General features: G+C 47.5%; 21 protein-coding genes. 3 read left to right on the forward strand and 18 right to left on the reverse strand.

Annotated features, from left to right (window positions below; all coding sequences use genetic code 11):
- Positions 1–63: 63 nt before the first annotated feature.
- The 6 genes from C6W44_RS02295 to C6W44_RS02320 form a co-directional block, all read right to left on the reverse strand.
- Entirely contained in the window at positions 64–774 is a 711-nt protein-coding gene (locus C6W44_RS02295; RefSeq protein ID WP_105244061.1) for a YidB family protein, read from the reverse strand.
- A 274-nt stretch (positions 775–1,048) separates the two neighbouring features.
- Positions 1,049–1,507 (reverse strand): hypothetical protein, encoded by a 459-nt coding sequence (locus C6W44_RS02300; RefSeq protein ID WP_105244062.1) that lies wholly within the window; start codon positions 1,505–1,507, stop codon positions 1,049–1,051.
- Positions 1,508–1,544: 37 nt separating this feature from the next.
- Positions 1,545–1,835, reverse strand: coding sequence for a succinate dehydrogenase assembly factor 2 (locus C6W44_RS02305; protein ID WP_192996093.1), 291 nt, complete (start codon positions 1,833–1,835; stop codon positions 1,545–1,547).
- Between the two features lie 28 nt (positions 1,836–1,863).
- On the reverse strand, positions 1,864–2,811 hold the full coding sequence (gene folP / locus C6W44_RS02310) for a dihydropteroate synthase (RefSeq protein ID WP_105244063.1): 948 nt from the start codon (positions 2,809–2,811) through the stop codon (positions 1,864–1,866).
- A gap of 197 nt (positions 2,812–3,008) precedes the next feature.
- Complete coding sequence (gene ftsH / locus C6W44_RS02315; protein ID WP_105244064.1) at positions 3,009–4,904, reverse strand: ATP-dependent zinc metalloprotease FtsH; 1,896 nt, start codon at positions 4,902–4,904, stop codon at positions 3,009–3,011.
- A 305-nt stretch (positions 4,905–5,209) separates the two neighbouring features.
- Positions 5,210–5,842 carry an RlmE family RNA methyltransferase gene (locus C6W44_RS02320; protein WP_105244065.1) on the reverse strand — a complete coding sequence of 211 codons (633 nt, stop codon included), beginning with the start codon at positions 5,840–5,842 and terminating at the stop codon, positions 5,210–5,212.
- 477 nt (positions 5,843–6,319) lie between these two features.
- On the opposite strand from C6W44_RS02320, the gene C6W44_RS02325 reads away from it, so the two are divergent.
- Together C6W44_RS02325 and C6W44_RS02330 are read left to right on the forward strand one after the other, a co-directional pair.
- Positions 6,320–6,631 carry a YhbY family RNA-binding protein gene (locus C6W44_RS02325; protein ID WP_075100455.1) on the forward strand — a complete coding sequence of 104 codons (312 nt, stop codon included), beginning with the start codon at positions 6,320–6,322 and terminating at the stop codon, positions 6,629–6,631.
- A gap of 296 nt (positions 6,632–6,927) precedes the next feature.
- Complete coding sequence (locus C6W44_RS02330; protein WP_105244066.1) at positions 6,928–7,620, forward strand: hypothetical protein; 693 nt, start codon at positions 6,928–6,930, stop codon at positions 7,618–7,620.
- Between the two features lie 124 nt (positions 7,621–7,744).
- Here C6W44_RS02330 and C6W44_RS02335 read toward each other — a convergent pair whose 3' ends face one another.
- Positions 7,745–8,473: a CHAP domain-containing protein gene (locus C6W44_RS02335; RefSeq protein WP_105244067.1), complete on the reverse strand. Its 729-nt coding sequence runs from the start codon at positions 8,471–8,473 to the stop codon at positions 7,745–7,747.
- Between the two features lie 240 nt (positions 8,474–8,713).
- On the opposite strand from C6W44_RS02335, the gene C6W44_RS02340 reads away from it, so the two are divergent.
- Positions 8,714–9,229 carry a DciA family protein gene (locus C6W44_RS02340; protein WP_105244068.1) on the forward strand — a complete coding sequence of 172 codons (516 nt, stop codon included), beginning with the start codon at positions 8,714–8,716 and terminating at the stop codon, positions 9,227–9,229.
- A gap of 297 nt (positions 9,230–9,526) precedes the next feature.
- Here C6W44_RS02340 and lpxC read toward each other — a convergent pair whose 3' ends face one another.
- From lpxC to C6W44_RS02395, 11 genes are all read right to left on the reverse strand, one after another.
- On the reverse strand, positions 9,527–10,444 hold the full coding sequence (gene lpxC / locus C6W44_RS02345; protein WP_199774449.1) for a UDP-3-O-acyl-N-acetylglucosamine deacetylase: 918 nt from the start codon (positions 10,442–10,444) through the stop codon (positions 9,527–9,529).
- Between the two features lie 298 nt (positions 10,445–10,742).
- Positions 10,743–11,942, reverse strand: a complete 1,200-nt coding sequence (gene ftsZ / locus C6W44_RS02350; RefSeq protein WP_105244070.1) for a cell division protein FtsZ — start codon at positions 11,940–11,942, stop codon at positions 10,743–10,745.
- Between the two features lie 275 nt (positions 11,943–12,217).
- Entirely contained in the window at positions 12,218–13,510 is a 1,293-nt protein-coding gene (gene ftsA, locus C6W44_RS02355; protein WP_199774450.1) for a cell division protein FtsA, read from the reverse strand.
- Positions 13,511–13,732: 222 nt separating this feature from the next.
- The gene (locus C6W44_RS02360; RefSeq protein ID WP_075100450.1) at positions 13,733–14,524 is read right to left on the reverse strand and encodes a cell division protein FtsQ/DivIB; all 792 of its coding nucleotides are present in this window, start codon (positions 14,522–14,524) and stop codon (positions 13,733–13,735) included.
- 404 nt (positions 14,525–14,928) lie between these two features.
- Positions 14,929–15,897, reverse strand: a complete 969-nt coding sequence (locus C6W44_RS02365) for a D-alanine--D-alanine ligase (protein ID WP_105246399.1) — start codon at positions 15,895–15,897, stop codon at positions 14,929–14,931.
- 168 nt (positions 15,898–16,065) lie between these two features.
- Complete coding sequence (gene murC, locus C6W44_RS02370; protein ID WP_105244072.1) at positions 16,066–17,505, reverse strand: UDP-N-acetylmuramate--L-alanine ligase; 1,440 nt, start codon at positions 17,503–17,505, stop codon at positions 16,066–16,068.
- A 97-nt stretch (positions 17,506–17,602) separates the two neighbouring features.
- A complete protein-coding gene (gene murG, locus C6W44_RS02375; protein WP_105244073.1) occupies positions 17,603–18,688 on the reverse strand; it encodes an undecaprenyldiphospho-muramoylpentapeptide beta-N-acetylglucosaminyltransferase in 1,086 nt (361 codons plus the stop codon).
- A gap of 453 nt (positions 18,689–19,141) precedes the next feature.
- Positions 19,142–20,113, reverse strand: coding sequence for a glutathione synthase (gshB, locus tag C6W44_RS02380; RefSeq protein ID WP_105244074.1), 972 nt, complete (start codon positions 20,111–20,113; stop codon positions 19,142–19,144).
- A 112-nt stretch (positions 20,114–20,225) separates the two neighbouring features.
- Entirely contained in the window at positions 20,226–20,933 is a 708-nt protein-coding gene (gene pyrE, locus C6W44_RS02385) for an orotate phosphoribosyltransferase (protein ID WP_105244075.1), read from the reverse strand.
- 59 nt (positions 20,934–20,992) lie between these two features.
- The gene (locus C6W44_RS02390) at positions 20,993–21,997 is read right to left on the reverse strand and encodes a hypothetical protein (RefSeq protein ID WP_105244076.1); all 1,005 of its coding nucleotides are present in this window, start codon (positions 21,995–21,997) and stop codon (positions 20,993–20,995) included.
- Between the two features lie 105 nt (positions 21,998–22,102).
- The gene (locus C6W44_RS02395; RefSeq protein ID WP_105244077.1) at positions 22,103–22,939 is read right to left on the reverse strand and encodes an SDR family oxidoreductase; all 837 of its coding nucleotides are present in this window, start codon (positions 22,937–22,939) and stop codon (positions 22,103–22,105) included.
- Positions 22,940–22,945: the final 6 nt, after the last annotated feature.

Below are 22,945 nucleotides of genomic sequence, written 5' to 3' on the forward strand. Positions count from 1 at the left end.
CTGTCTGCGTAAGTAGCGGCAGACTACACAGCTAAAGGTAGCTATAACACAAGCATGGGACCATTATCGTAAAGCGCCTAGACGGTTGGACAACTGGCTGATGATTTGATCAATTTCTTCGTTAGCCTCCGCTTCGGTATCTAAGTTACCTTTGGGGGTAAGCTGATTTACGACTTCAGGTAGCAGCTCTGCAATGCCTTGGCGCACCTCGGCTTCGTTGGCACCAGTACGCGCTGCCACTTGTTGAATCTCACTTTCATCAAACAATCGATTGACATCGTTTGGGTCGAGATTTTCATTGTCTTGCTGATTGCTCATCCAAGAGCGTGCTTGGTTTTCATAGCCCATGCCCGTGATTTTGGATAATGCACCGCTCAGACCACCATTACGCTTGATCCAGCTGAGCACCATGGGCATAAGCACGGCGATAAGCATGCCTTTACCGCCAAAGCCGCTTTGACTGCGCTGACCACCCAGCACGCTTCCTAAGATATCACCCAAACCACCAGCGCCTGCGCTGACACCACCACGCTGCGCGCCGCCCGTAAGACCGCCGATGATGTCATCTAGGCCAAAGCCATTATCTGGCTGACGATCGTATTGACGCGGATTATAGCCACCTGCCTGACTGCCTCCCAGCACGCTTCCTAAGATATCACCCAGACCGCCCGTCCGCCTTGTATCAGCCCGCTGATTGACTGGGTTATGCTGGGCGTCAGCAGGATTCATGGCTTGACGAGCCACCTGACTGACTAAATTTCCTAATAAACTCATATTTTTCTCCTTTTTTATCATTATCGTGGTCTAGCACAGTGTTTTTTTAGCCGTTATTTGTCGGTAGCCATTTTTTAATGGCACTGCCTCACAACGTACATTATCACCATATTTCTCATAACTATACTTCCTACAACAGCGTTGTTAGTTAGTTGTTAATGAATAGTGCTATTAATATAGCAAGCTTTTTTGACAATCGAGATAGGTATTTTGTTATGACATGTAGGCTCTTGTAAGCCTGCACATCGCTACCAAGGAAAAAGAAGATAAGTATTTAGACAGTATTGCCCGTGCTCATATTGGCCAAAACATTTAGCTCTCGCCACTGCTCAGGGCTGACTTGATCGCGAAAAACTGTCACGGCCAACGAACGCTGATAAGGCTCGATGATATCGAATTCAAAACTGAGCGCCCACTCAAAACGGTGAATGGCTCGTAGGTTTGCCAACCATAAACCCTCTCCTTGTGCCGTACGCATCAGAAGCTGCCAGTGTTGGTCAAGGCGCTGACTCAGTGGCGGCTGGCTTAGATGTAGCAGGGTCGGCCGCGATACGGTCAAATAACCAACCACGGCGGCTGCCACCGCTAAGACCAGCACGTACTGCCAAAGTACCAAAGACGCCAATATACCAAGCCCTATCATGATACTTGCTAAGCTCAGATGTAACAGCAAGCGCAATCGGCTCTTAGGCTCGATAGCAGTATCAATACGCAGGGCAGTTATCGAATCCATGATATCGCGGTAATCTCATAAGGTGTGTGGTAGCGAATTAGGGCATCAACTCTTTGGTATGACGCCATGTTTTAATTTTATTGACCAGCGCCCAGATTGCATCATCTTCAGGTCGCGATTGATTGGTAAAATAATCCAATAAATCAGGGTCTTCATGGGTGAGCATTTCGGCAAAGGTCGCCTGTTCAGCAGCATCTGCGGTCAAATACCGCTCTTTGACGTAAGGATCGATATAAAAATCCAGTTCTTTTAGGCCGCGGCGGGCTTGGTAGATGACGCGGCGCTGCTCATTGGTTGGCTCAGGTTGCTTGTTTTCAGATATGCTCATAGGAAACGCCTCATAGCTAGTAGGTACATTATTTAGTAGATTGATAGTAAGGGTTGTTGGTCGTAATGACAGAGGTTTGATGATACTCGGTTAATTGCTGCCAAAGCGCGGCCGCTTGCTGCATCATCGCTACATTATGAGTACGGATGATACTCGCGCCTTGCTGCAATGCCAACAATCCAGCCGCAGTCCCCACTGCATCTCGTTCTATCGCTTGAGTGGTCTGCACTGCTTTGACACCGCTATTGGTCAATACTTCTGCTAAAAAACGCTTACGCGAGATACCAAACATCAATGGCAAACCAAGCGTTTGTAACTTATCAAGCTGGGTCAATAGTGCACGATGATGCTCGTAATCTTTTGCAAAACCAAAGCCTGGATCGATGATGAGGTTTTCACGCTTCACGCCAGCACAAGTCACCTCTTCAATACGAGCAAGCAGCTCGCGACTGACATCATTGACTACCTCATCATACTGCGCCAACTCATTCATGGTCGTGGGCTCGCCGCGCATGTGCATCAACATCACCGGTATATTAAGTTCTGCTGCTAATTGGGCCGCACCCTCACGTCTGAGCGCGCGTACATCATTCCAAATATCAGCGCCTGCATCAAACGCTGCTTGCATCACAGTCGGGCTGCTGGTATCGATCGACAGCCAAATATCCTGACCCATCTCACCTAACTGCTGACGTATGGCTGTCACCACTGGCACCACACGCTGCACTTCTTCATCCGTCGCTACAGGCGCGGCATTTGGACGGGTAGATTCGCCGCCGATATCGATAATCGTCGCCCCCTCATTTATCAGCTGTTTACAATGCTGCAGCGCTTTATGTACCGCGGTAAACTGACCACCATCTGAAAACGAGTCTGGCGTCACATTTAATATTCCCATCACCTGCGGCTGCGATAAATCCAACACTTTGTTGCGGCTGCGAATGCGATAAGTCGGTAAAGGCTGAAACAATGACATAGGCCATCCATTATCAATAAAAGGGACTAAAAAAAGGACAATCGGTATTGGCTACCGTTTGCTTATGATACCAGTAAATACCATACGGTTCTAAATTCTGAGTAAAATACGAGCCATAAAAAAGCCCTTTATCAAAAAGGGCTTTTTAGCTTAAACACTGATCTGCCAGCTGTCTTTTGCAATTTTACTTGCTTGCTCTACATCGCTGGTAATGGCGGCGGTGTCGGACCCGTTGTTTTAACGTCATTTTTTGACAAGTTCACTTCGTTGGGCTGATACACTCTTGGTGGACGTGGCTCTTCACCTGCCAAGATGTCTTGCAATTGATCCCGATCAATGGTTTCCCACTTCATCAAAGCATCAACCATCGCATGCATCTTGTCTTGGTTGGCTTCGATCAGCTCGCGAGCGATATCATATTGCTCTTCTAACATGCGGCGAACTTCGTCATCGACCTTTTGCTGCGTGGCTTCAGAAATCGTCCGACCACCGCCGCCGAAGTACCCTTGCGAGCTATCATCGTCTTCATACACCATGATACCTAGCGCATCTGACATACCATACTTAGTCACCATTGCTCGTGCCATCTTAGTCGCACGTTCAAAGTCATTAGAAGCACCAGTCGACATCTGATTGATGAACACCTCTTCAGCGATACGACCGCCGAACAAAATAGCGATATCATTGAGCATTTTTGACTTATACATACTTGTCTGATCATGCTCAGGCAACTGCCAAGTGACACCAAGGGCAAATCCGCGCGGCATGATCGTTACTTTATGCACAGGGTCGGTACCTGGTAGTAGCTCAGCAACCAAGGCATGTCCTGCTTCATGATAAGCAGTAGCACGGCGCTCTTCTTCCCGTATTACCATCGATTTGCGCTCAGGACCCATGTATAGCTTGTCTTTTGCGTCCTCAAAGTCATTCATATCGACGCTGGTTTTGTTGCGACGGGCGGCAAATAGTGCCGCTTCGTTGACCAAGTTGGCCAGCTGGGCACCACTAAAGCCAGGCGTACCACGCGCTAAAGCTCGCGCATCGACACTGATCGTATTTGGCAGTTTCTTCAGATGTACTTTTAGGATTTGCTCACGGCCTTTGATATCTGGCAAACCTACTTGTACCTGACGGTCAAAACGACCAGGACGCAATAGCGCTTTATCGAGTACATCAGCGCGGTTGGTCGCGGCAATCACGATCACGCCTTCGTTACCTTCAAAGCCGTCCATCTCAACCAATAGTTGGTTCAATGTCTGCTCACGCTCATCATTACCGCCGCCCATACCAGAGCCACGGTGGCGACCAACGGCATCGATCTCATCGATAAAGATAATACAAGGGGCACTCTTTTTCGCTTGCTCAAACATATCGCGCACACGTGAGGCACCCACACCGACAAACATCTCGACAAAGTCAGACCCTGAGATAGAGAAGAACGGTACTTTGGCTTCACCAGCGATGGCACGCGCCAATAGCGTCTTACCCGTACCAGGCGGTCCAACCATCAAGATACCGCGTGGGATGGTCGCACCTAGCTTGGTAAACTTGTCTGGATCGCGCAAGAAGTCAACGACCTCGACCACTTCTTCTTTGGCCTCTTCACAGCCTGCGACATCCTCAAAATTGACTTTGATTTGGTCTTCGGTGAGCATTTTGGCTTTTGATTTGCCAAAGCTCATCGGACCACCGCCCTTGCCGCCAGCGCCGCCTTGCATATTACGCATAAAGAATAAAAACAGACCAATAATCAATAAAATTGGGAAACTGGCTATCAGCAATTGCATCAAGACGCTTTGGCGTTTCGGAGCAGTTCCTTGAACTTCAACCTGATTTTCACGCAACAGCGGCATCAGCTCGTCGTCTGTCACAGCGGGTCTAATGGTCTCAAAAGATGAGCCATTTTTCTTTTCACCGGTGATTTGTTCGCCATCGATTTCAACACTGGCTACCTGATTTTCTGACACCGCGGTCACAAACTCAGAGTAGTTAAGGTTATCCGGCTCAGAGGATTGATCAAAGCCGCTAAACACCAGCACCAAAATGCCGATTACCACCAGCCACAATAAGGTATTTTTTACCATGTCGCTCACTAGTTATTCCCATCCCTTACTTATTGGTGTGTTTACTAAACACGTGACGTCCATAAACGTTTGGCTCATTTGACGATATATAAATCTCAACGAGCGTATCGGGCGTTTATTATCAGACGACTTTGCCTAAAACTCATGCTTAAAACAAAGTTAATATACCATGATATGTGGTGTTTCCCTGCATAATTCAAGCAGGTTTCACTTTTATTCAGTTAACGATTGTAGCGGATTTTCACGCATGGTATTCATCTTTTATAATGGCATACTCTCCCGCTTACAATAGCAGCAACTCATTGAAACTAAAACTATTTGATCGCCACCCAAAACATCTCTTTTGATCGTGGTCGTGAGGCAGCGGGCTTGATGCTACGGATTTTACTAAAATCACGCTGCATCTGCTGACGTAATTCTTGTGTACCCTCACCCTGAAACACTTTCATAATAAGCGCGCCACCTTTGGGTAAGGTTGCCAGCGCAAAGTCAACCGCCAGCTCGCATAGGTACATCATACGCGGCTGATCAATCGCGCGATTGCCAGAAGTATTGGGTGCCATATCTGATAACACCACATCGACCTGCCGATCGCCCACTTCTGCCATAATCGCGTCAAACACCTCAGCCTCACGAAAGTCACCTTGGATAAAGGTGACATCTGGCAACGCATCCATCGACAAGATATCAGAGGCGATTAAAATGCCTTTATCACCCACCAACTGCCCGGCCACTTGTGACCAGCTACCAGGCGCACTGCCCAAATCCACAACCGTCATGCCTTTTTTGATTAGGCTGGTCTTTTCGTTGATTTCTAGGAGCTTATAAGCTGCGCGGGCTCGGTAGCCGTCTTTTTGGGCCTTTTGTACATAATGGTCGTCAATATGCTCTTGCATCCAAGCACTGCTGCTTTTTGACAATTTTTTGTTTTCGATACGCGTGGCCAAAATACCTGCTCCTATTACTCTGCAAAACTTTATGCGCTTTGCTAACGATACACTTTGAAACGCCTGATGCACGCAAGACATAGTACCAATATAGTACCAATGAGGCATAGTACCAATGAGGCGATTTATCTATAAATGCGCTTAAATCACCCCACTCTCAACTTATTTTTCTAAGGTATTGGTTTACTTAGTTTTTAAAATTTCAGTTAAAACAATTAGAATTTTAAATTCTATAAAAATCAAAAGCCTACGATAAGTTGAGATTAGCGTTTAAATCATCAAATTCTCTTGGTTAAATAACTGTTTTATAAGGCAGTAGCGTTTATAATGTGGTCAAACCTTCAGTTTAACATTTTCGGCACGTAAAATCGTGCAAAATCCTGCCGATCTCATGCAAGTTGGTCATAGATTATCTATAATGATCACTCACTGCTGTTGGCGGTAATATTTTTATTTTTATCAATACCTAGGAATTCTATGCAACTCGATAACGCTACCATCAAACGTCTAAAAGGCATCGGCCATGAGCTAAAACCTATCGTTATGATTGGCAACAAAGGCATCACGCCCACCATCACCGAAGAGATTGATCGCGCTTTATCAGATCATGAGCTCATCAAGGTAAAACTACCGGCCGGCACCAAAGAAGAGCGTGATACCATCGGAGCAGAGCTTGCGGCGGCGGCAAACGCCACTTTGGTCCATTCTATCGGTCGTATGGCCTTGCTACTACGCCAAAACCCAAATGCCAATCCAAAACTCTCTAATCTCACTCGCCACGCCCAGTAGCATGTCGGCACAAAGAGGCGGTGTGGATTTAGTGCGGATAAACAAATGGTCGTGCTGTGTGTGACCATGCCGCAATACGCCTGCTATCTGCTATACCCTAAAACCGCGCGGCATGTTGCTCGCGGTTTTTTGCATGATGGGTATATAATCAATCTACTATGAAATAAATATCAGTAGCACTCTGGCACCGCAGTTTTTTATGTAGGATTAACTATATAGACCTCGCGCAGTATTCATTCTACCTATCGAAAAGACTGCCTATCAAAACTAGTGCGTATCAAAACAGTGATTACATCATGAGCCAAGTCTTTCATTTGCGTTTAGCCACCGACAGCCTCGCCACCAAGGCGCAGCAATTAGGTGTCAGTATCGCTGCGCTATCAGAGATCCGCGTGAGCGTACACGCAGACATCAGCCAGACGTCGCCTTTTTATCTACAGCTTCATTATCAGATCAGCATGCCCACACCCTCTATGGCGCACCGATTAGAGTGGCCAGTATGGCAGCCAGACAAGGTCGGTTTTGCAGACTATCTGTGGGAGGAGACCTGCCTTGAGTGCTTTATCAGTGCCAAAACGCCGCAACCTTCTACGCTGGCAGTGACAAAGACACCCTATATCGAAATCAATGCCAGTCCAGACGGTCGTTACGCGCTTTATCAGTTTGATGACTATCGGTACCCATATACTTTGCCGCCGCCAGCCCTGATGACCGATCTGCAAACCCGTGCCACGCTCGACTGGCCAACATCGAGCGTAAATTCAAGCTCAAGTATAAACTTGGCCCGCTCAGTTGATTTTGAGCGTTACTTGCATATACCAGTGACGCCATTGCCGCATCAACAATACGCCGTATATGGCACCGTGATTGAGTACCTCCACCCCTGCGTTATCTTATGGCTGGATAAAACAGCGCTATATTTTGCGCCCTCTCACGCTACCCCGCCTGATTTTCACAATCGCCAGCATTGGGGCCAGTTCGTACTTTAGGTCTTATGTGCTTCGTGCTATGACAGCACAAATAAAAAAAACTCAGTAACGTCATAAAGAGCATTACTGAGTTTGGAGAAAATCGGTAAATCAGCTCACTATCAGCTGATTACTAAACAGATTATTATTTGTCTGCCATCGCAAGATAGATACCACGATCTGAGGCATCATCTACGTATTGTGAGTCGCGCCATGTGGTATAACTATGGACACCGCTGTATGGGCTGATACTTTTTTGGCGGAAGTCAGATACCCAGTCGGTACCATCAAAAATCTGGATATGACCGTGCGGGCGTCTTGAGCTACGGTCATAGACGATCACATCACCCACCTGATGCGGTGTGTCATTACTGATTTTGGTAAAGCCTGCTTGAGCAAGCGTGCCACGCGTGGCGTACTGATACGCTGAAGGATTTGGCGTAAACTCATAGCCTGCTGATTGCAAGGCTTTACGGACGTAGCGGGCACAGTAGCCAGAGCTTCTAGACAACGCCACGCGTGAAGCACGTGCTGCGGCAATGGCAGGGGCTGAGTTGCTATCAGGTACACGGCTTGCTTGCTGCTGGCGCTGCTCATAAGAGAGGCGGCTGGTGAGCGAGGCAAGCTGATATTCTTTTTGCTTGGCATGAGCACTTAGGTTGTCAATTGCTTGACTGATTTCATCATTACTATAAACATGGGCGCCGCTATTGGTGCTATAGATATTGCGACTAGAACCGTAGTTCACAGCAGTAGAGACGTTTGTGACGGTATGACTCAAGGTATTATTTGGTTGAAAGGTCGTTTCGATAGCACCACTCGTCTGTGCTATGCCCATTCCCAATACTGACAAAATTAATAAAGCTTGTTTCATAAATTTACTACCTATGGTTAATACAGGATTGCTCGTCATCCATGACGACGCATCAATTAATTTAGAGGATATTCATATCAAGCAAACATGATAAAATCCTTATCACAACCACTTCTTTTATCATGACTCACACCGATAGTTTTGGTCTGGTCAACTGCCTCGTCACTCACTTGTTATATACTGCGGTTAGCATGTTTATGATAAGTATCGTTTTTGTCACCTACTAGATGAGTTATCACGATGTCAAAAAAACAGCCCAATCGGCTTGCCAAACTTATTGATCATCAAGCTTTTGCTGGTAGCGCACTACCCCAAACCCTTGCTGATAATATGCAGTTCTATATAAAAGCGACCAATGAGATAAAAGCGCTACTGGTAGACTGTCTACCTGAGGAAATCCTCAATAGCTGCTGGGTCGTCGGACTTACTGCTGAGCAATTGGTGCTCAGTGTCAGCTCAATGACGGCTGCTAACCATATTCGCTATTTACAGAGCGCGTACTTGCAAGTCCTTAATGAGCAGTCAATTACATTTAAACAACTCAAGCAAATTCGCGTCATTGTAGCCAATACTTCTACTGAAAATCATCTTTCAAAATCATCTTCAGGGCTAGCGGCGGCCTCATCAAAATCTCGTAAAGCTAATAAAAATCAGGCTCTTAGCCAAAACACAAAGCGGACTATATCACAGGCTGCAGAGCATGTCACCACTGATGAAAATCTCAAAAAAGCACTTTTGCGCCTAGCAAATCACTAAAAATTATCTCGTTACTATGTAAAGTTATGTAAACAAAAACAGAAAAACACCCCTTGAACGCTGGGTTTTTGTAATATCGCAAACAAAAAAAATCGTCTATCGCTTTCATTCATTATTTGAATGAAAGCGATAGACGATTATAAAATTATCCACAGCTTTTATATTGTCTAGGTTAGCGCAGAATTTTAAAGTAAACCACACAATATATTCAAAAATAAGAATATTTTATAACTGTAATCATGGTCGACTTATGTAATATTGCGTAAATGTTTCGATACTTCGTGTATATTCCTGTATTTATCCTTCAACGGCCAAACCATTGAGTGGCAAATATTCGATCGGACAAGTTACGTTGTCATCAAATGTTACAATTTCAAAGTTATCATGATTAGATAGTATCTCACGTACCAGTAAATTGTTTAGAGCATGACCAGACTTATAGGCATTAAAACGACCTAAAATAGGATAACCTATCAGATATAAATCGCCCAATGCGTCTAAAATTTTATGACGGACAAACTCATCATTGAAACGCAGGCCTTCTTCGTTGAGTACGCTCATATCATCGATGACAATGGCATTGTCCATACTGCCGCCTAGCGCCAAGTTGTTTTGACGCAAAGCTTCGATATCACGTAAAAACCCAAATGTACGAGCCGAGCTGAGCTGCTCGATGAAGTTTTGGGTCGAGAACTGCAATTGGGCGTGCTGAAAGTCTTTGTCGATAGCAGGATGATCAAAGTCAATCTCAAAGTTTAATTCAAACCCCTCATAAGGGCGTAACTCCGCCCATTTATCATCGACTTTTACTCGTACAGGTCGCACAATCTTAATAAATTTTTTGGGTGCTTCTTGCTCACAAAATCCCGCCTCCAGCAGCAAGGCGACAAAAGGTGCGGCACTGCCATCCATAATCGGTATCTCTGATGCCGACACGCGAATCAATAAATTATCAATACCCAGTCCAGCAATCGCACTAAGCAAATGCTCTACCGTACCCACGCGCGTACCTCCAAATACCAGATTGGAGGACATCACGGTATCTTGTACCAAAAAGGCACTGGCTGGAATCGGTTGGCTGCCGGCGATGTCTGAGCGCTCGAAAACAATACCTGTATCGACTGGCTGCGGATGAAACGCTAAGTCAACAGGCTGACCACTATGGAGACCAGTACCTGTAACGGCTATCGCTGTTTTTATGGTTCTTTGGTTCATGGCTGTCTTCTCACATATTTTGTTACAATTGCCATAGTGTACCATTACCCGCCCCTATTTCGCTATAGTTAAAAGCAGCTAATTTACTTATCTCCTTGATTGATAACACTTATCACTGATTTTTTGCCGTTATCTATGGTCTGTTTTTTCTCTTATATCCGTGCCTGTATCTCAAAATCTGTCATACTTTTTAACACTTAAGGCAGGCTTGTAAACTACAGCAGACACAAAAAAACCAGCAATGTATGCTGGCCTTTTTGTCTATATCTTATATGACAGACAAAATCTGTATGACAAACTATTTGTTTTGCTGACGCTTTAGATAGTCTTGAATACTGTTGGTTTTGGTTTTAGGCTGCTCTTGTATGGTGTTTGTGCGAGCAGTATGGTCTTGATACATTTGCGCTTGTGACTGCTTTTGACTGTTTAACGCACTGGTATGTACGTTAGGATCAACTGGCTGAGTACTGTTTACAGACGGTACTGGCTGCTTTTTCACTTCCGGCTCTTTGCCAGCGTTTTCGTCTAAAGTAAGACCGGTTGCGATGACAGTAACATGCAAATCATCGCCCATTTTTTCATCGATCACAGAGCCGTAGAAAATATGCGCGTCATCGATGTCTGTGATTTCTTCGACGATTTCACTGATTTTGCTCATCTCATCGAGTGATAACGACTCAGAGGAGATAACGTTGACCAACAGGCCTTTAGCGTTTTCTAGGCGTAAATCATCAAGTAGTGGGGATCTGATGGCTTTTTCTGTGGCTTGACGAGCACGATCATCACCGCTGGCGCGGCCAATTCCCATCATAGCGTGACCTTTGGCTGTCATCGCGGTGCGAATATCGTTAAAGTCAATATTAATCATACCTTCGCTGGCGATGGTCTCAGCGATACCTTGAACCGCATGCAATAATACGTCATCGGCTTTTTTAAAGGCATCCTGCATTGAGATATTGCCATAGACGCTCATCAGCTTGTCGTTTGGAATGGTAATGATAGAGTCTACAAAATTGGTCAGCTGCTCGATACCTGCCTTTGCCGCTTTGATGCGTTTACCACCTTCAAATTTAAATGGCGTGGTCACCACAGCAACTGTCAGCACTTCCATCTCTTTTGCGATACGAGCCACCACTGGCGCGGCACCCGTACCCGTACCACCACCCATTCCAGCGGTAATAAACACCATGTCTGAATGCTCAAGCAAGCCGCGGATGGCCTCTTCTTCGCTCTCTGCTGCTTCGCGGCCTACTTCTGGGTTGGCACCAGCACCTAGCCCGCGGTTGGTCTTTGCGCCCAGCTGCAGTTTATGCGGCGCCGTCAGACGGTCAAGTGCTTGTTTATCCGTATTGGCACAGACGAAGGTTACACCTCTAATCCCTTGTTGTACCATATGTTCAACCGCATTACCGCCGCCGCCACCCACACCGAATACTGTGAAGCTTGCTTGGCCGTTATTTTGAAGCTGGTTATCATCTGGCATGGTGTATTTTAACATAAGAAAGATTCTCCAGTTGCAGATAGCGTAATGTTCGATACGTAGTAACGCACTCATGTGGCGCGCTATCGACATACTATATATAAATGTATTTAAATAAAATAGGGTAAATGGCCCAAATAGTTTAGCTAAGACGAAATATGTCGTCTTAGCACGGTATTTACTGCTTAATCTATTGTTTGTCGGTCTCGCTCTTGCCTCACTCCTCTATAAGCCTATATCAGAGTGTCTCGACTAAAAGCATGGCCCAACAGTATCAGCGGCACTTAGCAGCGTCATAGTATCTTTTTTAAGACATTGGCAAAACGCTGGCCTGCGCTCTGAAAAACGCCCGTGACGCGGCTTTTTTTGATGGCTTCAGGCTCGCTTTTTTCACTGCGGCGAAACTGCTCACTTTGACTATATAGTAGTGTACCAAATGCCGTCTGATAAGCGCGATCATTCACTTGGATATTGAGCTGTCTAAACGCTTCGTCATTATCAAAATGATTGTGTGCGCTGATTGCAGGATGAGTATTGGTCAGCACCACCGGCATTTTTAGCAGCTTTTTGGTAAAGGGTATCATGCCTTTGATGGCCGTACCGCCGCCTGTGAGCACGATGCCTTTATCAATATAGCCGATTAGATCAGCCTCATGCAATTGACGCGCCACTTCGGTAAATATCTGTATATAGCGCGCTTCAATAATGCGTGCCAGATTATAGGTACCGATATTGATCTCGTCATTCGAGCCTTGTGGCTTAAAAAGAAAAAACGAGCTGGGATCGACGCTATCGACATCGACGGTACCATACGTTTTTTTGAGCTTTTCTGCCTCAATCATCGAGATGCCAAAATCTGCTGAAATGTCCATCGTTACCTCATGGCTACCCGTGGCGATACAGTGGGTAAAAATCAGCTTGTTTTCTTTATAGACACAAATACTGGTCGTACTAGCGCCAATATCTACCAAGCAAACCCCTTGCTGGCGCTCATCGCTCATCAAGCTATACTCAGCACTAGTCACCGCATCAAACACAATATGATCGATGCCGACATCACAGCTTTGCAAGAGTTTTTGGATATTTTGGCGACTAGAAACCGGCATCATCATCATGTGATACATCACGGTGATGTTGTGCGCCATCATCTCAATGGCATCATCGACCATAAAGTCTTGCTCATCGACATAGATACCCTGCTGGCAGCAATGCATCAGATAATAATCTGGCGACAAATCGCGGGATTTGGCATTGGATAGGGCTTGCACCATGTCTTTGGCACGGACCACTTCGTCTTCGACTCGCACTTCACCTGCACTGTTGCTACTGAGGAGCTCGGGCGTGGCAAGCGTAAGCCACACACTATGCACGCGGCAATTGGCCGTGTCTTCGGCTTCTTGAATGGCTTGTTTGATGGCGCCTTGTAGACGTTCGCGGTGTTTGATTTGCCCTTGATAAAAATCGCTGTTTTTAACTTGTCCCACGCCCAGTATGCGAATGTCTGTTGCAGAGACGACATTGCCTATCACGACATATACTGCCGTGGCGCTTAGATGGACAACAACCAGATTTTCAGTATTTTTCATGGTACCAGACAAATTATCGCTAAACAGGAGAGCAGATGACGTCTCCATTAAATCATTAAAACCATCGCTATATTCTTTGTAGTAAATAAACAACTTTTACTAAATAAACAGCATCTATCTATCGGTGCGCTATGACTGGCTGTTTATCGGGTTTGTGCATGACCGCTCATGCTTATCTTTCTGAGCCGGCTTTTATCATTTTTTACTCAGCATCACCACCGATTATGATGAGCGTGCTGGTGGCGCGCTGATATCCCAAGAGATGGTAAAGCCGTTTTTGTAACGCAAGTCCACTGACTGTATCTCATCGCGGCGATCGCTTAATTGATTGGCCAGTAATTGACTCAGATTAAGCAGTTTTTGCGCCGTATTTTCGTTATCAACAATCACTCGCAATCCATTATCGAAACGAATCAGCCACGTCATTCTGGGTGATAAGATGATATCCTCGACCTGTATACCTAGCGGCGCATACCAGTCGTTGACTTGCTGCATTTGCTGCATGATGACTGGTGCTTGTGATATCTCACCTTGCAGCGTTGCAAACCCCTCTTGCGCCAGATCTTTGCTATCAGCAGGCACAAAAACCGCGCCTTTTGCATCGACCAGTCGCTCTGTACCAAAGTTTGCAATCGCTTGTTTGGGCAGTGCCGTCACCACGATGCCGCGTTGCCAATCGCGTGAGACACTCACTTGATCGACCCACGCCAGCCCTGTTGCGATGTCTCTGAGCGCTTGCAAATCAGAGGTAAAAAAACTACTGACTTTTTGCTGATTCATCACTTGGCTGAGCGAACGATACTGCGTCACGGTCAAGCCCTGATTGCTCACATGAATAGCAGCTGGCGGGGCATCACGCAGCGCCTTGCCGCCCATCAGTAGTATCAGTACCAACAAACCTAGTACCAAGACCATAAATAAGTATCTAACCGAAGTCGGTACTTGAAAACTAGAGGTCGGGCGACGGGTTTTATCACTCATCAAGTCAGTTGCCTCGTTGACGGTTTGAGCCATAACGACCTTTTTCCCTATATTTGCATAGATTGCTCATGCTGTTTGTTGATATTAATTTTCTCATCGATGTTGCAAACCGTTTAAGTGCAAACCGTCTAAATAGTAGGTTAGCAAATACTTGGGAGAAAACGACATTTATAGTGCGGTCATGCTCTGTTAAATGTAACATTTTTCTTACTTTATGAACGCCTTATGACAGCTCTCATAAAAAACACAAATATCACCAAAACAACCTAATAATTACAATATTAACGTATTTTGTGGTCAAACAATAGCCTAACCCCAAAGAGTGACTATGAATTTACACAAGTTTACATGAAGCTATGACACAGCAGCGCTAGCGATACATTATCCGTTTTAAAACCCTACTGGTTTCCGCATAAAACAGCTTTTGCTAACCTTCACTACACAGTCTGAGATAAAATATGCCAGCACAGCGCGTCAAAATCCATACCGCGCGCTTTTGCGGCCATCGGCACCAAGCTATGACTGGTCATCCCAGGTACTGTGTTGATTTCTAGCAGCCAAAAGTTGCCCGCCTCGTCCTGCATGGCATCGATGCGGCCCCAGCCTTTGGCATCGACGGCACGGAACGCCGCCAAGCTCAGCTCTTGTAAGTGCTTTTCGTCCGCGGCACTTAAACCGCAAGGGATATAGTAGCTGGTGTCGTTGCGATTGTACTTGGCTTCAAAGTCGTAAAAATTGGTGATATCGGCAGGCTCAAGGCGAATCACAGGGTAGGCCTCGTCATCGATGATCACGATGGTAAACTCACGGCCAGTAATCCAGCGCTCTGCCATGACCGCGTCGCCGCACTGCACGGCTGTTGCATAGGCGGCCGGTAGCTCATCGAGATTGTTGACTTTGGTCATGCCAATGCTTGAACCTTCATGCACCGGTTTGATAATGAGCGGCAAACCCAGCATATTGACCACTTGCTGCCAATCGGTGTCGGCTGTCAATAATGAGAACGGCGCGGTTGATAAGCCGCACCCTTGCCATAACTGCTTGGTGCGTACTTTATCCATACCCAGTGCCGAGGCCAAAATACCTGAGCCTGTCTGCGGAATATCGAACCATTGCAGCACGCCTTGTAGCAAGCCGTCTTCGCCGCCGCGACCATGCAAAACATTAAACACGCGATCATACTGACGCAGCTCGGTGATGTCTTGGTGCTTAGGATCAAAGTGGGTGGCATCAACGCCTTGGTTTTGCAAAGCCTGTAATACAGCAGCCCCGCTGTCTAGTGACACGCTGCGCTCATTGCTACTGCCACCATAAACAACGGCTACTTTACCAAATTCACTGGCATTTTTAACTTTAGAGGTCACCGCTTTTGATGACTGCTCTTTGGTTGATTGCTTGTTTTCCATACTGCTCTTCCCTGCTTGTGCCGCTGCTGCGATGGCTGGCTCTGGGTTGATGATAATGGTTTTATCCTCAGTGATAGGCTCATCTTGTTTTAGCGTCTCTGCCAGTCTATCTAGAGTGTCTTGCTGAGTTTGTATCGTCATGAGGATAATTCCTAAAAGTCTTTTAGCTTACTGGATATAAAGGTTGTTTGCGGCCAAGTCGATAGCAATCTGCCCAACATTACCAGCGCCTTGGGTGATTAGCATGTCATTGGCCTTTAATAAACGCTGCATAGCAGGAGCCAGATTGTCCTTATCGATAATCGTCGGCTCGACCTCACCGCGCAGACGGATACTGCGTGCTAAGGATTTGGTATCAGCACCAGCAATCGGATTTTCGCCTGCAGAGTAAACCTCTAATAACAACAACTCATCGACGCTTGAGAGCACTTCGACAAATTCATCATAGCAGTCACGCGTGCGGGTATAACGGTGCGGCTGAAACAGCATCACCAAGCGGCGATCCGGAAAGCTTTGGCGCGCCGCTTTAATCGTCGCATCGACTTCTTTTGGATGATGGCCATAGTCATCAATGAGTAACACATTGCCCTCATCGATAGGCACAGCGGCGTGCTGCTCAAAGCGGCGACCAACGCCTTCAAACTTTTGCAAAGCGCGAGTAATCGCCTCATCATCTACGCCTTCATCGGTCGCCATGGTGATAGCGGCCAGCGCATTGTAGACGTTATGTATGCCAGGGATGTTTAAGGTAAGACGCAGCGGCTCGCGGTCGCGGCGCAATACAGTGAAATGCGTCTTGGTGCCTTCACTTACCACATCGATCGCTTGCACATCATTAAAAGGCTCAAGCCCAAAGGTCAATACTGGACGGCCAATATCGTCAATCATCGCATACAGCTCAGGATCATCACCGCAAACCACGGCCAAACCATAAAACGGCATGTTTTGTAAAAACTGAATATAAGCCGCTTTGAGCTTATCAAAGCTGTTTTCGTAAGTGTCCATATGGTCTTGATCGATATTGGTCACAATCGCTGCCATCGGATGCAAGGACAAAAATGACGCATCTGACTCATCGGCCTCGGCCACCAAATAACGACTGCTACCGAGCGCGGCGTTTTTGCCAGACGCATTGAGTTTACCGCCGATGACGTAGGTTGGGTCTAGCTGCGCCTCTGCCATCATTGTGGTCAATAAGCTGGTGGTGGTGGTCTTGCCATGTGCACCCGCAACCGCGATACCATGACGATAACGCATCAGCTCGCCCAACATATCAGCACGGCGCACCACAGGCAGGCGCGCTTCTAATGCTGCTTTGACCTCAGGATTGCTCCGATCAATCGCGGAGGACACAACGATGACATCAGCGTTGGCGATGTTTTTAGAGTCATGCCCAATCGATATATCGATACCTATCTGCTGTAAGCGGCGCGTCACCACACTATCAGCAATATCAGAGCCGCTGACCTGATAGCCTTGATTGTTCATCACCTCTGCAATACCGCACATCCCCGAGCCGCCAACACCGACAAAATGCAGATGTTGAATACGGCGCATTTCTGGTATTTCGATCAAACGCTTGGGTAGAGATTTTTCAGAGGTAGACATAAGAGATTCTCTTGGTTAAAGGCAAATAAAATAGGGTGAATCAAAATAACTGACTAAGACAATCAGCCTCAACGCCTGTCACTGACAACGATAGAAACTATAACGTTTGCCAAATGATATCAGCAACCTGCTTGCTGGCATGGCGATTGGCAAGCGCGTGGCCTTTTTTAGCCATCTCCAAACACGTCGCGCGATCCAGTGCCGCCAGCTCTTGGCTCAAGCGCTGCGCGGTCAGCTCAGACTGCGGCAATAAAATCGCAGCACCGTGGTCAGTTAACGTGCGGGCATTGGCGGTTTGATGGTCATCCACCGCGTGTGGCAATGGCACAAAAATCGCCGCAATACCGACGTTTTGAATCTCAGTGACCGTCAAAGCGCCGGCACGGCATACAATGACATCTGCCCAATTGTAGGCGGCAGCCATGTCATCGATAAAAGGCTGTACCACAAACGTGTGCTGGCTCAAATCCTCATGATCGTAGGCCGCTTGCGTCGTTTGTTCATTATTACGGCCGCATTGATGACGCACATCAAACGGCTGATCTAATAGCGCCAAAGCCTTGGGCACATTGGTGTTGAGCGCCTGTGCACCCAGCGATCCGCCTACTACTAACAGCTTTAGGGGTGTGCTGTCGTGGATATCATAACGCTCAGTAGGCTTCGTGACGCCCGTAATGGCGTTGCGCACAGGGTTGCCCACAGTCTCAAGCTTAGCATCCTGCTGGCTATTGGCAAACGTATCTTCAAACGCTTGTAGCACCTTGGTCGCTATCTTGGACAAATAGCGATTGCTCATACCAGCGATGGCGTTTTGCTCATGAATGATTAGTGGAGTTTTGGTCAAACGCGCTGCAATACCGCCAGGCGCAGTGACATAGCCTCCAAAACCCACCACCATATCGATCTGATTGCTACGAATCACTTTGATAGCCGCCATCGTCGCCGAGAGCAGGGTCACCGGCAGCTTTAAGAGACGGCCAACGCCCTTGCCACGCAGACCCTGCATATCGATTGCATGAAAGCGGTAGCCTGTCGGCTCGACCAAACGGTTTTCCATACCAGCGGGCGTGCCCAGCCAGTGAATCACCGCGCCGCGTTTGCTCAGCTCTTCACTAACGGCCAGTGCCGGAAACACGTGACCGCCTGTCCCAGCAGCCATCATTAGTATATGCGGTGTTTTCATGAACCCCTGCCTATCTTTTTTGTATTTATATGAAGCACTTATTGTCCTATCGTGGTCATGGCCCACCGTCCAAAACGAGCCGCCGAAAGCTGGCATAGTATAGTGTAAATTATGGGCTGATATATAGTACTTTATGCACAGTTCATAACAAAAATCCAAGCCATGAAAAATCACGGCTTGGGCGTTATTGGCATGTGCTTAGAGGCGCATTTTTCGGCCCCATCTTAGCACAAGGTTTTTTTCTCATTGTGCACATACTTTAGTAATAAATTACACTATCGTTACTGCTTTGTTTAGGGCGTGTCCTCAATTCAATCGATAGCCATCTAAGTGGGCTAAAAATGGCCAAATTTTGCCAACCATCGTCAAATAGCTGGCTAATATCTCGATATTATCTGCGCTATTTTCCTTGTTTGGCGGCAATTTATCTCATTTTTAAAATGAGGATACGCCCTAATGAGCACGCTTGTGCTCGATTGCAATAATCAAATCTGTAGCAATATCGGTGCCACACTGGTCATCAATCTCGCGTACACAAGTCGGACTGGTAACGTTAATCTCTGTGATACGGCCGCCGATCAAATCAAGCCCGACAAACATAAGACCTTTTTCTTTGACGATGGGCGCGACGACCTCTGCCACTTGACGCTCTATATCGGTGAGCGGCATCGCCACCCCACTACCACCGGCCGCAAGATTGCCACGCGTTTCGCCTTTGACTGGAATACGTGCCAAGCTATAATCGACCACCACTCCATCGACGATAAGCACACGCTTATCGCCCTCGGCGATCTCAGGTAAGTAGCGCTGCGCCATGATCGGCAAGGTCTCAAGCTCGGTCAAAATCTCTAACGTCACCCCGATATTTGGGCTGTCAGCGGTCAGGCGAAAAATACCGGTGCCGCCCATGCCGTCTAAGGGTTTGACGATGACGTCTTGTTGCTCGGCGATAAACTGGCGAATATGTGCCTGTTTGCTGGTCACAATCGTCGGACTCATATAGTCGCTAAACCAAGTGGCAAACAGCTTTTCATTACAGTCGCGAATCGCTTGTGGGTCATTGACCACCAACACGCCTGCTGCCTTGGCATGATCTAGCATATAAGTGGCATAAATGAAGCGCATGTCAAACGGTGGATCTTTACGCATCAAAACCACATCATAATCACTGATCGCGCCTGTGGCCTTGTCGCCCAAGCTATAAAAATCTGCCGGATCACGTTTGACGGTCACAGGCTGGGTATCGGCCATCAACTGACCGCGATCCAGCCACAGATCATGAATCTGACAATAGCCAAGCGTATGACCACGGTCTTGAGCCGCCCACATCATCGCCAAGCTGGTGTCCTTTTTATAATTGACCTGCTCGATAGGGTCCATGATGACCAGTATGTGTAAGGATTTTTTTTGATTTTCTTGGCTCATAATAAGACTCATTTATATTAGATGATTTCGGCGTGCTGATATATAACTGCTATATAGCCGATATGTACACTAGCAATCACAGAGCAGCAGCCACTATAACGATAATGACCAACTATACACCGTACTGGGCGCGGTAATGCTGCATTTTTGCAAGTTGGGTGGCATCTTTGTACTGGCCGTTTGCCGCTGCCAAATAGCTGATCAGATCGTCGATATCGACCAATGCTCGTACTGGTACGTTTAGCGTCGCGGCCAGCTCTTGGATAGCAGAGCGCTCACCTTGGCCTTTTTCTTTTCGATCAAGCGCCACGATAATACCTGCCACGCTGGCGCCCGCTTGCTCGAGTATCTCGACCACTTCACGCATCGCTGTGCCAGCCGTAATCACATCATCGAGCACCCAGACCGCCTTACCGCTGACATCTGCACCCACCAAGTTACCGCCCTCGCCATGTGTTTTGGCTTCTTTGCGGTTATAGCCCCATTTGGCGTTGATACCGTGATGCTGCCACAACGCTTGCGCGGTGGCAGCAACAAAGGGAATGCCTTTATAAGCCGCACCAAAGATGACCAGCTCTTGCATGTCCGCCTCGTCACTTTTGGTCATTTGTGCCGCCAAAGCATCTGCATAGCCGCGTGCCAGCAGAGACAACATCTCACCTGTCGCCAGCAAGCCTGCATTAAAAAAATAGGGGCTGATACGACCAGACTTTAGGACAAACTCGCCAAACTTAAGCACTTGGTTATCAAGCGCCAGCTGAATAAATTGATGAGAAGAAAAAGAGGCGGTTTGAGCGTCAGCAGTTGCGGCATTTAGCATGAGATATTCCTATTGGCAAAAAAAAGGCAAAAAAGTGGCGTTATTGTACGCATTATTGATCAGCTTGACCAACCGTTGATGGCATAATCCTGCATATTGGGATAACGCATCAATAAGCCATTACGCGATGAGAGGTTAAAGTAACAGTGACCGTCATGGCTGACTTGTATGTCCCAGCCCAAATAGTAGGCGGCGACCACGATATGCCCTGCAAACACTCGAATTTGCCGATAAACATGGCGCTGCGCAGGCTCACAGATCACCTGACTGAGCAAATAGCTGCGTACGTACTGGCACACTTGCGCCGCACTATAGCGGTGATTGATGCTTTTACGCGTCTGGCACTGCTTTAGCGCATGAACCGCCGCGCTGCACGCCATGATGTCAGTGGCCAAGCTGCCTTCACCCGTTTCAAACTGCTGCGGCTGCAAGATCACCTGCCAGTCATCAGCATAGGCATCGCTTAGCAACTCGTCAGGATTATAGCGTTTGATAAGGGCGTACAGGGAGGCGGTAGAGGCTTTGGTCTTCTCAGACGAGCCTGCGCTTGTTTGGTGAGTTTTTACCGAGCGATCAGTAGGCGCAAAACCATAACGATGGAGCGCTGGATACGCGCGCATGGCCTGATGGATATCGGCCATATCCAACAATATCATGTCACCGAGCGGCGATAGTAGCGGCTGTTCGCTGTGGTTTTGATAAAAGCTGTCAGGCAACTCGACAAGCTTTGCTGCCTGTAATAGCGCCAAATGCTCAGCCAACGTCTCAGAGGCAATCAGCGCCCATTTCGATAAACTACTTGTACAAGGCTGATAGAACCGTTTAGAGTTGCCGTAAAGCCGGCGCAGCTGACCGTTTAGCCGTCGCGCCGGCTCTGGAATATCACTCAGCGGCCGTGCAGGATCGAGCGGCGCTTGGCTTGGATCAAAATTAGGGTGCACGATGGCAGGCTGCTGACTATCAGGCAACGTAGAGGAGCGCTCAGCATTGCCTTCTGCCAGCATGTCGCTTGCTGCGTGCTTTGCAGTAGATAAGCGGCTCTCAGAAGTAGAAGGCTGGGTCATGAAATCTCCATCAATGATAAAAAACGATAAGCGCGAAATAAGTACCAGCTGTGCTGTATCGGTTTTAAAATAACTGAACGATAGGGTTGACGATAGATGGCTATTTTACGCTTGATGGCGCAAAATCTCACGGTAACCTACTTGCCAGTCAGGATAGTCAAGCCACGCTAATGGTATATTGCTGTGCAGACGCTTGCCCGTGACAGCGGTTTTTTCGTCCGCTATCGCGGGCGGTGCTTCTCCCACTTGCGCACTGAGCCAAACACCAAGCTCCAAGGTGGTGACTGGCGCATAATCCGTCGCAATATAAAGCGGCTTTGGCGCAGCAATGGTCAAGACATTGACGATGATATTGACCAAATCGCTATCCATAATACGATTGCTCCAGTGGGCAGCGGCGACGGGCTTTTTTTGCGGATCGCGGGCTTGACGCAGGCGCATCAGACGCTCGCGCCCATAGATACCACTAGGGCGAATAACAATGGCGCGATCACCAAAGCCTTGTTGCAGTACCTTTTCTGCTTGCAAGATAATTTGCGAGGCTTCGCGCTCAGGCAGGGTCGGCACCGTCTCTTCGTCTATCCACTCGCCACCATCCTGCCCATAAACGCCCGTTGACGAAATAAACACAACGCGCGTCAGATGTGGTAGTTGCTCGGCCAGCGCGGCTACATGCTGAGCAATCGCCAAATAGCTGTTTTGATAACCGCTGGCTGAGTAGTCATCGGGCGTGACGATAATCGCCAAATGGGTAAAGTCTTGTAGCTCATCAGCGCGCAAGCGCAAGGCATCTGCTTGCATAAAGCTTGCTTGATCATTTAAATCATAGTGCTCGCGGGTGCGGCGAGCAAGACCGGTGACTGACAAACCGTCCTGCGCCAGTTTATTGGCCACGGGCAGTCCGATGTCGCCTTGTCCGATAATCAGTAGGTGCATACTCATTTTATA

The sequence above is a fragment of the Psychrobacter sp. Marseille-P5312 genome (genome assembly GCF_900291405.1).
GTDB lineage: Bacteria > Pseudomonadota > Gammaproteobacteria > Pseudomonadales > Moraxellaceae > Psychrobacter > Psychrobacter celer.